The sequence below is a fragment of the Pseudomonas sp. So3.2b genome (genome assembly GCF_019464415.1).
GTDB classification, from domain to species: Bacteria; Pseudomonadota; Gammaproteobacteria; order Pseudomonadales; family Pseudomonadaceae; genus Aquipseudomonas; species Aquipseudomonas shahriarae.
The window spans coordinates 3,484,561-3,497,016 of record NZ_CP080494.1 but is presented as its reverse complement, the minus strand read 5'-3'; the positions used below and the strand labels follow the sequence as shown (position 1 = coordinate 3,497,016).

Below are 12,456 nucleotides of genomic sequence, written 5' to 3'. Positions count from 1 at the left end.
ATGGAAAACCAGCCCCAGCCTGGCGCCTGTGCCCCGCTCATATCGAGCCCGCTGCCGATGTTACTGGGCGGCCGCTATCGCCTTGAACGGGTGCTCGGGGAAGGGGGCATGGGGATTGTCTATCGCGCCCGTGATTTGCTCCACGAGCAATTCGGTGAGCCAAGGCCCCTGGTGGCACTCAAGGTTCTCGGTGAAAGCCTTGCCCAGTCACAGGATGCGCACCTGCTGCTCTACAGGGAGTTTTCCCTGACCCGCAGCCTGGGGCACGCGCGCGTGGTACGGGTGTTTTCGTTTGATGTGGATACGGCGAGCGAAGTGGCGTTCTTCACCATGGAGCTGATGAGTGGCGCGACCCTGGACCAGTTGTTGCTCGACTGCCCGCGCGGGGTGCCTTGGCAAGAACTGCGGCGTATTGCAACGGGGCTGCTGGACGCGCTGGGTTACATCCATCGACAAGGTGTGTTGCACGGCGATGTGAAGCCCAGCAATGTCATGTTGGACGATGACGGGGTGCGCCTGTTTGACTTTGGCCTTGCCCAGGCGCTTGCGCCGCCGCTGTCCGGGCTGCCGGCCTTGAACCCACAGCGCTTCACTGCCTGGACACCGGCCTATGCCGCCCCGGAACTGCTGGACGGCGCACCCCTGTCAGCCAGTAGCGAGGTCTATGGTGCAGCGTGTCTGGTGTATGACCTGGCGCTGGGCAGGCGTAGTACACAAGGCGCGCGACTGGCGCCTCCGCGACAACTGCCCCGGCGTTGCTGGCCGGCACTGAAAATAGCGCTCAATGGCGACCCGCAGCGGCGAACCATCACCCTCGACGAGTTGCAGGTGGCGATGCAGTGTGAACATTCGGTGGTGGGCCGCTGGTTCGCTGCCCGTTAAGGTGAACTGTCTGCCAGACCATGCAGCTGACAATACTCAGCCCACTCCAGTCCCGCCATCTGGGCCACTTCCTTGTGAACCTCAAGGCGCTTGGCCTCGAACTCCTGTGGCGACTGGCTGATCAGTTGCAGTGTCAGTTCCCAGGCAAACAGGTTGCGGGCTTCTGCCTCGGCCTCAAAGGCCTCATGCAGGCGCTCGGCCCGGTATTGCGCCATGGTTTCCCGCTTGGCCTGGGCCGCCAAGGGGTTCAGCGTGTCCAGTTCGGTGCGCAGATCGGGGTGCTGGCTCAGGAATATATCCAGGGCAAGCTGAAGGTTTTCGCCAGGTTCAGACAAGGGGGGACTCCGCAAATACAGGTTGCGCGACCTCAGGACGAGGCTTGTTCGTAACGGCTTTTGCGTCGGGCGCGTTTACGCAGCCGATTGGCTGTCCACTGTTGCAGTGGATCCAACAAGAAAAAAAACAGGTAGGCGGTCAGCACCAGGGTCAAGTCGATCCAGGTTTTGCTGATAGGCCCTTCGACGGCTTCAACGGCGGCCTTGATCAAAAACAGTACAGCGACCCCACACAACCAAAGCCCTACGGTGAAAACCAGAGGTCGCGCACGATTTGTAAGCCTGCGTTGCATGTTCAATACATCTCCCTGAGAACGCTGGGTCAGTCGGCGTACCGATGCCTGCGGGTGTAAACGTGGCCTGCGGATCGAGTCATTCGATGCCGGCCTGCGGGTCGACAGACCCGTACAGCTCATGACATGAGCGGGTGGCAGTTGGTTCCGAAAACCTGCGGTACCCGCGTGGGCAGCAAGGCCCTCACGCACGGTATTGTTTCAAAAAGCGTAGGAAATTACACCCTTGTATGCACGTCTGCTGGTATCCCAGGACGACGCATCGATGCCAAACGCGGCAAAATCCTTTCATTTTCGGGGCCCGGCCGTGTAGCGTTAAGCCCTCGTTGAAGACCGGTGTGATGGCCCGAGGGCAGGGAGATAGTCATGGCGCAGACGCTGTTCAAGCTGTTCTTCACCCAACGCCTGGCAGCCCTGGCAAGCACGGAGTCGCTGCGAGCCATCCGGGAAGGCCTGTTATGGATCTTGCCATGCTTGCTGGTCTCGGCGGGTTTTCTGCTGTTGTCCGAATGCGCCCGCATTCTCGACTTCCCATCGCCGGTCGTGGCATTCCTGGCCGGCCTGCATGCCAAGATCAGTTCCGTGATCCCGCTGCTGGTGGCCGCTTCCATCGGCTATATGCTGGCAATCCAGCACCGCTTAGCGCAGTTGCCAGTAGCGTTTTTGTGCCTGGCACACGTGGTCATTGCCTCCTTTGTCCTGCGGGACTATCCACGTGCGTCGGCAACCTTTGTCCTGTTTATTGCCATCGCCTCGCCGTTGATCAATGTCCCGGTGATTGCCTGGCTGCATCGCTACCGCTGGACCCGCTTGGTCAACGCAGACCTGGTGGGACACAACCTCAGGGGTACGATCAACATGGTGGTACCGGGAGCAATCACCGCATTGCTACTGGTGGTGACGTTGTCGTTGCTGTTGCAGGTTGCTCATGTGGCGCAGTTCCAGGGCCCGGTGATGCTCGATACGCTGCAGTCCCCTTATGGCACCGGTGTGTTTGTCACGGCGATCAATTCGCTGCTGTGGTTTTTTGGCATCCATGGCGTGTACGCGATCCAGCCGCTGTTTGATGCCCTGGACCAGGCCGTGATACTCAATGGCGCGGCATTGGCGGCGGGGGAGCCCGTCCTGTATGCGTTGAATGGCGGTCTGCTGGGGTGCTTTGCCTTTATTGGCGGGGCTGGCGGTTCCCTGTGCCTGTTGCTGGCGATTCTGCTGTTTTCCAAGAGCCAGTCCATGCGGTTGCTGGCGGTGGCCAGCCTGCCGCTGTCGCTGTTCAACGTCAGCGAAGTGCTGCTGTTTGGCTTGCCGATCATTCTCAACCCGCGCCTGTTTATCCCTTTTTTAGCCGTGCCGGTGATCAATACGGTGCTGGCATTGCTGGTGGTGCAGGCCGGCTGGGTCTCGCCAGCGGTGGCCAGCGTGCCGTTCACCGCGCCGGTGCTGCTCAACGCCTACCTGAGTACCCAGGGCGATCTGGCTGCGGTGGCGCTGCAACTGGTGCTGCTGGGAGTCGGGATACTGGTCTATGCGCCTTATGTCCGCGCGATTCATCGGCAGGCGGTGGAGGGCGGTACGGTTTACCTCAAGTCTTTCGACATGACCTTTCGCGGGCTCGAAGAAAAAGGGCGTCTGCTGGAACTGGACCCAGTGCTGACTGCGCACCGGGCGCTGGCACGCCAGGCCAGTGCATTGAGCAGGATCCAGCAGATCAGCGACTACGAGTTCTACCTGGAGTACCAGCCCCAGGTGTCCTCCCTGACGGGTTTGTGCACCGGCTGTGAAGCGCTGATGCGCGCGCGGGATAGCCAGGGCAAGGTGCATTCGCCGTGGGAGTTCCTCCAGTGGCTGGCCCAGGCCCGGTTGATGCCGGACGTGGACGTCTGGGTCGCCTCCCAGGCCGTGCGTCAGTACCAGAAGTGGCAGAAAATCGGCTTTGCCCTACCGATCACCATTAATGTCTCCAGCGCCACCCTGACGAACCCCGCCTATGGCAGGCAACTGGTGGACATCCTCTCCCTGGCCCACGGCCATGTGTCGGTGGAGATCACTGAGGATGCGCTGGTGGGCGATATCCAGGCGACCCGGCAGATGATCCAGAAGCTGCAGGCCATTGGTGCCAAGGTCTATATCGACGACTTTGGCACGGGGTTTTCGGCGCTGAGTTACCTGCACCAGTTCCCGGTGGACTTCATCAAGATCGACCGCAGTTTTGTGGTGGCCCAGCAGGACCCCAAGGGCGCGCAGGTCTTGACCGGCATGCTGCGCTTTTGTGAGGCGCTGAACCTGGGGGTGGTGGTGGAAGGGGTGGAAACCGCTGAGCAGTTGGCCTTCCTCCAGTCGGGCAGGGGGCACGCCGGGGCGGAGTTGATTATCCAGGGCTGGTATTTCAGCAAAGCGTTGCCCGGCGACGCGGTGCAACGATTTGTTCGCGAGCGGGCAGTCAAGATGAATGATGAGGCCGGTGCATAGCCACGTCTTGCATTGATCCTACAAATAAGTCCTGCAAATAATTCCACTCTATATTGAGCCTTGACTTCCCGTGCGCTGGCGCTTGCGCCGAAGTTGGCCGGTGGTTCGAGTTATTCGACTTTCCTACGAGTATAAAGCTGTTGCGTAGGACTTCTCGTAAATGGAGGGTGCCCCTCTGGCGTAAGTAATTTTTTCAGGTAGATTATTTGATACGAGTTTTAAAAAGAAATTTCTAAATATAGGCTCTTGTGGAGGCGATTGACTTGTCTGCAATGTTTTTAGGCGCAATTTTCTAGTTTAAGTTTCCGTACTTGCTTGGGGCCTTGTTTGATGTCGGCACTGCTCTGTATCTATGTTCTTTATGGAAGGTGTTGGCAAAGGGCTAATCAGGTCTTGCAGTATCGACCTGTCGCCAATGCCCACCCGGCAGGGCTCCTGGAATGGGCGTGGCAATACCAGCATCGTCTGGCTTGATCTGAATGCCGTGGGTTTTTCGGAGTCGATGGGGCTCACAAACACTTATTGCCAGAAATTTGTCTGCCCTGGGGTTAGGGACGTTATTGGGTGTGTGTGGCGTTAAATAAAGATGCAGCGCGCCCTATGTAAGTACCCGGCAAGTCAGAAACTATCAAGTGGTAATAAAGCGGAGCTGTTCGGGGTTTTGTAAGTTCAAAAGGCTCCCGGGTTGATAAGCGATTTAATACCGTTATTTGAATTGAGATTTGGTCGGAGAGGGGGTGTCGCAGTTTTAGTGTGAGCTCTTGATCATGACCATTACCCCGGCGAAATAGTTCGCCATCCATGTGAGGAAAAATAATGAAAAGTTTGAAAGCCCTCGTTCGTGTAAGTTCGTTTGCTCTGTTGTTCGGGGCGGCTTCCATGGCCAGCGCCGTGTCGATTATTCCGGAAGGTCCATTTACCACTGAGGCAGGCACGATTGTTGTAACGTCGCCATCTTCCTTCGGGGCTCCCATTACCTGCGGCGTCACTTTCGGCGGCAATGTATCCGCAGGCGTAGCCACCATCACTTCGGCAACGCTCACTGGCGGTGGCCTGTGCAATCTGCCGAAGATGAAAAACGTTCCGTCTCCGGGTTGGGTATTGACCGCGACCAGCTATAACGCGAGCACCGGCATCGGTAGCGGCACCGTCTCAAACGTGGGTTGGACCGTGGCGTTCCCTTCCTCCAACTGCGGCCCGGGTACCCTCAATGGCGAGTGGAACCAGGCGACTCGCACGTTGACCGGTAAAAACCAGCCGCTTTCCGGCAACTGCGCCGTCCAGTCCCTGACCGTCAAGGTCCCGAGCCTTAGCGTGGCGCCTTGAGCCATCGCGCTTGCTAGTGCAAAGGGCTGATCACCCGTGAAAGGCAGGTGCCTTATTCGAGGCACCTGCTGGGGTGGGTAACGATACGACGGAGTGGTGCATGAAACACAACAAACAGCAGGTCCTGGCATTCTTTGCCCTGGCAGTGTTGGGTGGGCTGACGGTTGCGGCGTGCCCGGTCCAGGCCGGCGGGTTCATGACGCCGACTGCCAACACCGCAGGCTGGGGCCGGGCGTTCGGTGGCGGTTCGCTGTTCAGGAACGACCCATCAGCGGCCTTCAACAACCCGGCGGCGATGGCCTTTATCGACCGGCCCGTTTCGCAGTTCACCCTCAACTACGCCAATATCGACATCAAGTACAAAGGCTCGGCGTATGACTACGCGGGCAATCCCGCATCCATTACGGTCCTTGATCCTGATACCGGCCTGCCGACCTCGACGCCGCGCACCGGTGACGGTGGCCAGGGTGGGTTTGAAGCCTGGGCACCGACGGGCTTTACGGTTATCCCGATCAACGAGCGTTTTGCCTTTGGCCTGAGCCAGGTGGTGCCCATGGGGGCCCGCACGACGTGGGACGAGGACTGGAAGGGCCGGGACTTTGCGGTAGACACCAAAATCGAAACCGTGGGCCTGACCGGTTCGCTGTCGTTCAAGGTCAATGATCAGTTCTCCATCGGTGGCGGGGGGATTTTGCAGCACACCACAGGCTTTGTAAGCCAGAACGTTGACCTCTACGCCGCCGCCGCGCAGTCGCCGGACCTGGGCTACACGCCGTTTCCCGCCGGCCAGGGCCTGGCATTGATGCGGGTCAAAGTCGACAACACTTCCCTGGGCTGGTTTGCCGGTATGGCTTGGAAGCCGACCTCCCGGGATACCTTGGGCCTGAACTACCACGCCAAGATCAAGAACAAGCTGGAGGGCAAATACAATATCTACGCCGATGCACTCTCCAGAGATGTCATGACCACCCCTGTGCTGGATGGCAAGACCCTGGTCGAACTGGCCTATCCAGGCCTGCATCTGTATCCCGGTGGCGCCAATGCCTCGGCCCAACTGGACATCCCGGCCAATGCCTCCCTGGATTGGGTACACCAGTTCTCCGACCGCCTGACCCTGGGCGTGAGTGCCACCTGGACCCAATGGTCATCGTTCAAGGCCCTGACCTTGAAGTCGGAGGGCAGCACCCTGGTGTCGATTCCCTACAACTACAAGAACACCTGGATGTACGCCCTAGGCGGCGACTACCAACTCACCGATGACGTCACCCTGCGCAGCGGCGTGGCCTTTGACCAGACCCCGACCCCCAACTCCACCCGTGACCCGCGGATTCCTGATGGCGATCGGATATTTGCGTCCCTGGGGTTTGGCTACAACATCCGGGCGGTTCCGGGCTTGAGTATCGACGGTGCCTATTCACGGCAGTTTGTAGAAACCGTCAAGCTCAAGACCAAGAACGTTGATCGCCTTGGCGCGGCGTCGCTGGACGGCAAGGCCCAGCTCAAGGGCGAAGTGCTCAGCCTGGGGGCTACCTACGCCTTCTGATCCAGATCCCGTGTGGCAGCGGGCCTGCCCGCGATGGCGGCCCTTCAGTCACCGCCGCTACTGGCTGGCACACCACTGTCGCCAGCCATCCAGCCCCCCCATCAATGCGAAGTCCCCTCCGCAAACTCAATCTTGTTCCCCACGTTGTACTTGCCCGAAGGCTTGTTCATGGGGATCCGCTTGACCTCCTGCAACGTCTGGCTGTCATACACGATCAACGCGCCCTCGCGATCCCAGATGCTCAACAGCAAGTAGCGCCCATCCTTGGTGAACTCCACATGTGCTGCGGTCTTGCCCGGCATGGGCCGCAGGGTATGGGCGATTTCCAGGGTCTGCTTGTCGATCAAGTGGATCGCATCGTTGCCGGGTGCGAAAAACACATCACTCCACACATAGCGCGAGTTGCTGTGGCTGCGCATAAAGAACCCCGGCCCGAGGGTGGGAATTTCCTTGATCAGTTTCCAGGTCTTGAGGTCCAGCACCGAGATCTGCCCCTTGCTGATATTCGGCGTGGCAAACACCCACTGCCCATTGCGTTGCCAGTTGGTCCCCGAGCCCAGGTGCGGCATACCCGACAGCGCGATGTCGGTGACCACCTTCCCGGAGTCGAGGTCGATCACTTGCCCGCCACCGGCCTTGCGCGAAGTGGCGAGCAGTTGCCGGTAGTCAGGGGAAAAGGAAAAGTCATCGAGCACGTCCTGGGCCTGGATACGCCGGGGCTCGAAGCTCGGGGTCGCGGCCGCGTAGGACAACTCCCAGACCTCATTCACATCCTTGAGGGCGACGATAAAACTGTTGCGCGGCGGCGCGGTGTACACCGCGCTGACCCGCGAATTCGTCGGCAGGGTCTTGACCAGCGACAGGTCGCGCGCATCCAGCACCACCAGATTGCCCGGCAGGTAATTGCCCACCAGCACCCAGCGCCCGTCCTTGCTCACCGCCAGGTTGCGGGTATTGAGGCCGGCGCGAACCTCGGCGATCAGCTTGAGGTTATGCAGGTCATACAGGCTGATCCAGCCGTCGCGCGAAGCAAAGTACACAAAGCGCCCGTCCGGGGAAAACTTCGGCCCGCCGTGCACGGCAAAGTGCGAGGCAAAACGGTCGAGCACCTCAAAACGGTCACCGTCGAGAATGTCGATGTGATGGTCACCGGATTCCACCACCACAAACAGGTTCAGCGGGTCGGCGTGATGCTGCGGGGTGCTCGGCAGTTGGCTGAGGTCGGCCAGTTGGCGGTGGCTGCTGCGGATATCCTGCTCGTTCCAGGTCGCGGGCGTGGCGGGCGGCTGTTGCAGGAACGTCACCAGGCCGTCGATCTGTTGCGCGCTGAGTTGACCGGCGAATGCCGCCATCTGGCTGGCCGGGCGACCGTGTTCGATGACCTGGCGAATCTCGGCCGGCTTGATCCGCCCCAGGCTCTCCGGCAACAACGCCGGGCCGGTGCTGCCGACCCGGTTGAGGCCATGGCAGCTCTGGCAATGCTGCTGGTAATCGGCGGCGGCATCCGGCGCACCGTGGGCGGCGCTGGCCCAGAGCAACGGCACCAGCCACAGGCGCTTCATACCGCCACCCTGGGCCGCGCGAGATGAGCGGGCGCGAGGCTGGCGGGGTAGTGCAGGGGCGCATCGGCAAACAGATCCACCACATGCCCGATCACCGTCAAGGTCGGCACGCCGGGCTCGCACATCAGGGCCAGGGCCGGCAGTTGGCGCAGGGTGCCGCGATGCACTTGCTGGTCGACGCGGGCCCCATTGCAGATCAGCGCCGCCGGCGTCTCGGCGGACAGCCCGGCGCCGATCAGGCGTTCGGCGATCATCGCCAGGTTCGACAGGCCCATGTAGAACACCAGGGTCTGGCTGCCGTCGGCAAGGCTGTCCCAGGGCAATTTCAACTCACCGTCGCGCTGCAAATGCCCGGTGACGAAGCGACACGAGTTGACCAGATCACGGTGCGTCAACGGGATGCCCGCATAGGCGCTGCAGCCGGATGCCGCGGTGATGCCTGGAACCACCTGGCACGACACCCCTTGCGCCAGCAGGTATTCCAGTTCTTCGGCACCGCGGCCAAACACGAAGGGATCGCCGCCCTTGAGCCGCACCACGCGCTGTCCTTGCTGAGCCAGTTCGGCCAGCAGTTCATTGATCTGCTCCTGGGGCAGGCTGTGATAACCGCTGGCCTTGCCCACGTAATGGCGGGCGCAGGTCAGCGGGATCAGGGTCAGCAACTCGGCACTGATCAGGCGATCGAACACCACTGCATCCGCCTGCATCAGCAGGCTCCAGGCGCGCAGGGTCAACAGGCGCGGGTCGCCGGGACCAGCGCCGACCAGGGCGACTTCGCCGGGGTGGAAGGGGCTGTGCAGCGCGTAGGGTAAGGCGTAGGTTGAGTGCATGAGACTTCCTTGGTTCATCATCAGGTTGGCGCTCCCCGGTTGTTTCACCAGGTGAGCGGCCGGTGGTTCAGCGTGCCGAGCAAGGAATCAAGGTGGGCGGGGTGCGGGCGATTTCTGCGTTGCTGAGGTAGCAACCGGGGTCCGGGCCCCAGAGATCGCCGTCGGCCCAGGCGCGGGTGCGCGTGTTGCCGTTGCAGATGTTCAGCCAGCGGCAGTCGGTGCAACGGCCACCGACCTCCCGCGGGTATTGGCGCAGGCGCAGCAGTAACGGGTCGGGGCGTTCCAGCCAGATTTCGCGAAACGAGGTGCGGCGCACATTGCCCACCGAGTGTTGCCACCAGTAAGTGTCCGGGTGCACTTCGCCGGTGTTGTCGATATTGGCGATACCGCTGCCCGAGGCATTGCCGCCCCAGGCATGCAGCAGGTGTTCGAGTTGCGGGTAGTGTTCCGGCAAATGCTGATGCACCCATTGCAGCAACAGCACGGCGTCGGCGTCGTTGTTGCCGCTGACAAAATCGCTGGCCACGCCGTTCTGGACGTCGTTCCAGGCCTGCTGGAAGATCATCAGCATGGCGTCGCGGCTCATCTGCTGATGGGCGTCCAGTTGCCGGCTGCGCTTGCCGCGCCCGCTGTAGTTGAGGTGCGAGAGGTAGAACTTCTGCACATCGTATTCGCGCATCAGCCCCAGCAGTTGCGGCAACTGCGCGTGGTTTTCCTGGGTCAGGGTGGTGCGCAGGCCTACACGAATGCCAGCCTGGCGGCACAGGCCGATGGCATGCATCGAGCGCTCGAAACTGCCCTCGCACTGGCGGAATGCATCGTGGGTGGCCTTCAAGCCATCAATGCTGATGCCCACATAGTCAAAGCGCGCATCGGCGATCTGCTGGATATTGCCTTCGTCAATCAACGTGCCATTGCTCGACAGCGCCACGAAAAAGCCCTTGGCGCGGGCATAGGCGCTGAGCTGGAACAGGTCATCGCGCAGCAAGGGCTCGCCGCCCGAGAGGATCAACACCTTGACCCCTGCGTCGTGCAGGTCGTCGATCACCTTCAGCGCGGCCTCGGTATCCAGCTCATCGCGGAACACACTGTCGGCGCTGGTGGCGTAGCAGTGCTTGCAGGTCAGGTTGCAGCGGCGCAGCAGGTTCCAGATCACCACCGGCGCGCGCTCGCTGCCCGGTTTGGCGCTGCGCGGTGGTGGGCATTGGCCGGCCAGGGTGCGCAGGTAATGACTGATCCTAAGCATGGGGTGGTCCTTGTGTGGGAGAGCTGTCTCGCCCGGCGAGGCTGCGTTGGCGGTGGGTCATCCAGCATCTGTGTGGGCAGCTTCCACCGTGGATCGTTGGGTCAGGCGCAGGCCGGTTTTTTTCAGGATGCGACTGCTCACCAACATCTCGTCCGCCCGGCTGGCATCGCCCAGCAAGAAGCGCAGGTGTTCACGGTAACTGTCGATCTCTTCGCGGCTGCGGCCATGGACCATGGCGAACAGGTTGTAGGGCCAGTCCGCGCGCCGGGGCCGGCGATAGCAGTGGCTGACAAAGGGTTGGGCGCCGATCAGTTCGCCCAGGCGCGGCATCTGTTCATCGCACACATCCCACACGGTCATGCCGTTGTGGCGATAGCCCAAGCGATAGTGATTGGGCACGGCGGCGATCCGGCGGATCGCGCCTTCACCCTGCAAGCGCTTGAGCAGATCCAGGGTGGATTCGACGCTGATCCCCAATTGCTCGGCGAGCCAGGTCCAGGGGTCTTCCAACAGGGGCAGGCCGGCGTCGGTCAAATGGATCAAGCGCTGGGCCAGGCTCTCGTCAAACCGGGAAGTACAGACCGACATGGTAGGTTTGCTCCTTGGGCAGGTTAAGCACCTCAAGCCCGGTGATGGTGTGGATGTGCGAGAGGGTCTGCTCGAGGTCTTCGGCGGTGCCGCAGGCCAGCACAAACCACATGTTCCAGTGATGCTCGCGCCGGTAGTTATGGGCCACTTGCGGGAGTTCGTTGAGCTGCGTCGCGACCTGTTCAAAGCGTGCTTCAGGTACCGCCAGGGCGGCCAGGGTGAAGGCGCCGCCCAGGCGCTCAATATCAAACATCGGCCCGAAGCGCGTCAGCACGCCGTCTTCGAGCAGCAGGTGCAGGCGGTCGAGCAGTTCGTCGGGCGTGCTGTGCAGCTCTGCAGCCAGTAACTGCCACGGGTGACGAACCAGGGGCAGGCCCCGTTGCAGGCGGTTGATCAACTGACGGTCAAGTTCATCCATGGGCCCATACCTGGGATGGCGGTGGCGCAAAACGCCCGCCGCACTGCTTGAACATGCGTGTACTGAATAACAGGTGGTGGGGCAGGTCGCTGAGCAGGTGCTGTTGCAACAGTGCCTCGATCTGCGCCTGCACCGCTGCGCGCTCACGCCCGTGGACCATGCAGAACAGGTTGTAGCGCCAGTGCGGCAAGCGCCGTGGCCGCTGATAGCACAGGGTGATGCCCGGCGCGCAACCCAGGCGCTGGCCGACTTCGTCGATCAGCGCATCGGGCACATCCAGCACCAGCATCGCGTTGGCCACAAAGCCCAGGGCGCGGTGGTTGAGCACCAGGCCGACGCGGCGGAACAGGCCCTGCTCCTGCCATTGCTGCATCTGCCGCAACACTTGCTGGTGATGGGCGCCGATCTGCTCGGCCAGGTCTTCATAGGGCCGCGACACCCTCGGCAGGCCGCGCTCCAGGCATTGGCGCAGGTCGAGCAGTTGCTCGTGGTTCAGCGGCGCGATCACAGGTGGCCTCCCAGGGCAAAGCCCAGGTCGATGCGGTAGGAGGTGAGCATCGGCAGGTCCAGAGGGATCAGGCCGGTGTCTTTTTCCAGCTCGTCGAGAATCTGTTCCAGGTGCCGGCGATTGGGCCCGGTCAGCACAAACCATAGGTTGTAGTGATGCTCGCGGGCGTAGTTGTGATTGACCTCGGGATAGCGACTGATGCGCGCGGCCACCTGCTCCAGGCGTTCGGCGGGCACCGCCAGGGCGGCCAGGGTACTGGCCCCGGCGCGGCTGTGATCGAACACCGGCCCGACCCGTGACAGTGCGCCTGCCAGTTCCAGGCGTTGCAGGCAGGCCATCAACTGTTTCTCGCTGCAGCCGAGGGTGTTGGCCATTTCCATGTAAGGCTCGGCGCACAGCGGCATGCCATGTTGATAGCGGTCGATCAGGCGCGTGGTGAGCTCGTCAAGTTCCATC

The 12,456-nt window shown here is 61.5% G+C and carries 13 protein-coding genes; 4 read left to right on the top strand and 9 right to left on the bottom strand.

The window, feature by feature from the left end; translation table 11 throughout:
- Complete coding sequence (locus K1X80_RS15515; RefSeq protein ID WP_233093294.1) at nt 1-882, top strand: serine/threonine-protein kinase; 882 nt, start codon at nt 1-3, stop codon at nt 880-882.
- Here K1X80_RS15515 and K1X80_RS15510 read toward each other — a convergent pair.
- Together K1X80_RS15510 and K1X80_RS15505 are read right to left on the bottom strand one after the other, a co-directional pair.
- A complete protein-coding gene (locus K1X80_RS15510; RefSeq protein ID WP_057959356.1) occupies nt 879-1,217 on the bottom strand; it encodes a DUF6388 family protein in 339 nt (112 codons plus the stop codon). The genes K1X80_RS15515 and K1X80_RS15510 overlap by 4 nt on opposite strands.
- 32 nt (nt 1,218-1,249) lie before the next feature.
- Entirely contained in the window at nt 1,250-1,429 is a 180-nt protein-coding gene (locus K1X80_RS15505) for a hypothetical protein (RefSeq protein ID WP_232544788.1), read from the bottom strand.
- A 447-nt stretch (nt 1,430-1,876) separates the two neighbouring features.
- Here K1X80_RS15505 and K1X80_RS15500 point away from each other — a divergent pair, with 447 nt between their 5' ends.
- The 3 genes from K1X80_RS15500 to K1X80_RS15490 all read left to right on the top strand — a co-directional run bounded on the left by K1X80_RS15500 (nt 1,877) and on the right by K1X80_RS15490 (nt 6,848).
- On the top strand, nt 1,877-3,979 hold the full coding sequence (locus K1X80_RS15500; protein ID WP_186625172.1) for an EAL domain-containing protein: 2,103 nt from the start codon (nt 1,877-1,879) through the stop codon (nt 3,977-3,979).
- Between the two features lie 816 nt (nt 3,980-4,795).
- On the top strand, nt 4,796-5,305 hold the full coding sequence (gene praB, locus K1X80_RS15495; protein ID WP_057436883.1) for an alkane oxidation protein activator PraB: 510 nt from the start codon (nt 4,796-4,798) through the stop codon (nt 5,303-5,305).
- Between the two features lie 100 nt (nt 5,306-5,405).
- Nucleotides 5,406-6,848 (top strand): outer membrane protein transport protein, encoded by a 1,443-nt coding sequence (locus tag K1X80_RS15490; protein ID WP_216312071.1) that lies wholly within the window; start codon nt 5,406-5,408, stop codon nt 6,846-6,848.
- Between the two features lie 101 nt (nt 6,849-6,949).
- On the opposite strand, the gene K1X80_RS15485 is transcribed toward K1X80_RS15490, so the two are convergent.
- The 7 genes from K1X80_RS15485 to K1X80_RS15455 all read right to left on the bottom strand — a co-directional run bounded on the left by K1X80_RS15485 (nt 6,950) and on the right by K1X80_RS15455 (nt 12,455).
- Nucleotides 6,950-8,410, bottom strand: coding sequence for a cytochrome D1 domain-containing protein (locus K1X80_RS15485; protein ID WP_220172266.1), 1,461 nt, complete (start codon nt 8,408-8,410; stop codon nt 6,950-6,952).
- On the bottom strand, nt 8,407-9,240 hold the full coding sequence (cobA, locus tag K1X80_RS15480) for a uroporphyrinogen-III C-methyltransferase (protein WP_115128345.1): 834 nt from the start codon (nt 9,238-9,240) through the stop codon (nt 8,407-8,409). The genes K1X80_RS15485 and cobA overlap by 4 nt, the downstream gene beginning before the upstream one ends.
- Before the next feature lie 67 nt (nt 9,241-9,307).
- Nucleotides 9,308-10,486 (bottom strand): heme d1 biosynthesis radical SAM protein NirJ, encoded by a 1,179-nt coding sequence (nirJ, locus tag K1X80_RS15475; protein ID WP_220172265.1) that lies wholly within the window; start codon nt 10,484-10,486, stop codon nt 9,308-9,310.
- Nucleotides 10,487-10,543: 57 nt separating this feature from the next.
- Nucleotides 10,544-11,074, bottom strand: a complete 531-nt coding sequence (locus K1X80_RS15470; RefSeq protein ID WP_169960662.1) for an Lrp/AsnC family transcriptional regulator — start codon at nt 11,072-11,074, stop codon at nt 10,544-10,546.
- Nucleotides 11,049-11,492, bottom strand: a complete 444-nt coding sequence (locus tag K1X80_RS15465) for an Lrp/AsnC family transcriptional regulator (RefSeq protein ID WP_169989811.1) — start codon at nt 11,490-11,492, stop codon at nt 11,049-11,051. The genes K1X80_RS15470 and K1X80_RS15465 overlap by 26 nt, the downstream gene beginning before the upstream one ends.
- Nucleotides 11,485-12,000 (bottom strand): Lrp/AsnC family transcriptional regulator, encoded by a 516-nt coding sequence (locus tag K1X80_RS15460; protein ID WP_057436868.1) that lies wholly within the window; start codon nt 11,998-12,000, stop codon nt 11,485-11,487. Before K1X80_RS15460 ends, K1X80_RS15465 begins: the two co-directional genes overlap by 8 nt.
- Entirely contained in the window at nt 11,997-12,455 is a 459-nt protein-coding gene (locus tag K1X80_RS15455; protein ID WP_057959364.1) for an Lrp/AsnC family transcriptional regulator, read from the bottom strand. The genes K1X80_RS15460 and K1X80_RS15455 overlap by 4 nt, the downstream gene beginning before the upstream one ends.
- Between the last annotated feature and the right edge of the window lies 1 nt (nt 12,456).

What these genes read in the sequence shown, in the direction of transcription:
- K1X80_RS15465 (WP_169989811.1), bottom strand. Translation starts at nt 11,492, where the DNA reads ATGGATGAACTTGACCGTCAGTTGATCAACCGCCTGCAACGGGGCCTG.
- K1X80_RS15490 (WP_216312071.1), top strand. Translation starts at nt 5,406, where the DNA reads ATGAAACACAACAAACAGCAGGTCCTGGCATTCTTTGCCCTGGCAGTG.
- K1X80_RS15485 (WP_220172266.1), bottom strand. Translation starts at nt 8,410, where the DNA reads ATGAAGCGCCTGTGGCTGGTGCCGTTGCTCTGGGCCAGCGCCGCCCAC.
- K1X80_RS15470 (WP_169960662.1), bottom strand. Translation starts at nt 11,074, where the DNA reads ATGTCGGTCTGTACTTCCCGGTTTGACGAGAGCCTGGCCCAGCGCTTG.
- nirJ (WP_220172265.1), bottom strand. Translation starts at nt 10,486, where the DNA reads ATGCTTAGGATCAGTCATTACCTGCGCACCCTGGCCGGCCAATGCCCA.
- K1X80_RS15455 (WP_057959364.1), bottom strand. Translation starts at nt 12,455, where the DNA reads ATGGAACTTGACGAGCTCACCACGCGCCTGATCGACCGCTATCAACAT.
- K1X80_RS15500 (WP_186625172.1), top strand. Translation starts at nt 1,877, where the DNA reads ATGGCGCAGACGCTGTTCAAGCTGTTCTTCACCCAACGCCTGGCAGCC.
- cobA (WP_115128345.1), bottom strand. Translation starts at nt 9,240, where the DNA reads ATGCACTCAACCTACGCCTTACCCTACGCGCTGCACAGCCCCTTCCAC.
- praB (WP_057436883.1), top strand. Translation starts at nt 4,796, where the DNA reads ATGAAAAGTTTGAAAGCCCTCGTTCGTGTAAGTTCGTTTGCTCTGTTG.
- K1X80_RS15515 (WP_233093294.1), top strand. Translation starts at nt 1, where the DNA reads ATGGAAAACCAGCCCCAGCCTGGCGCCTGTGCCCCGCTCATATCGAGC.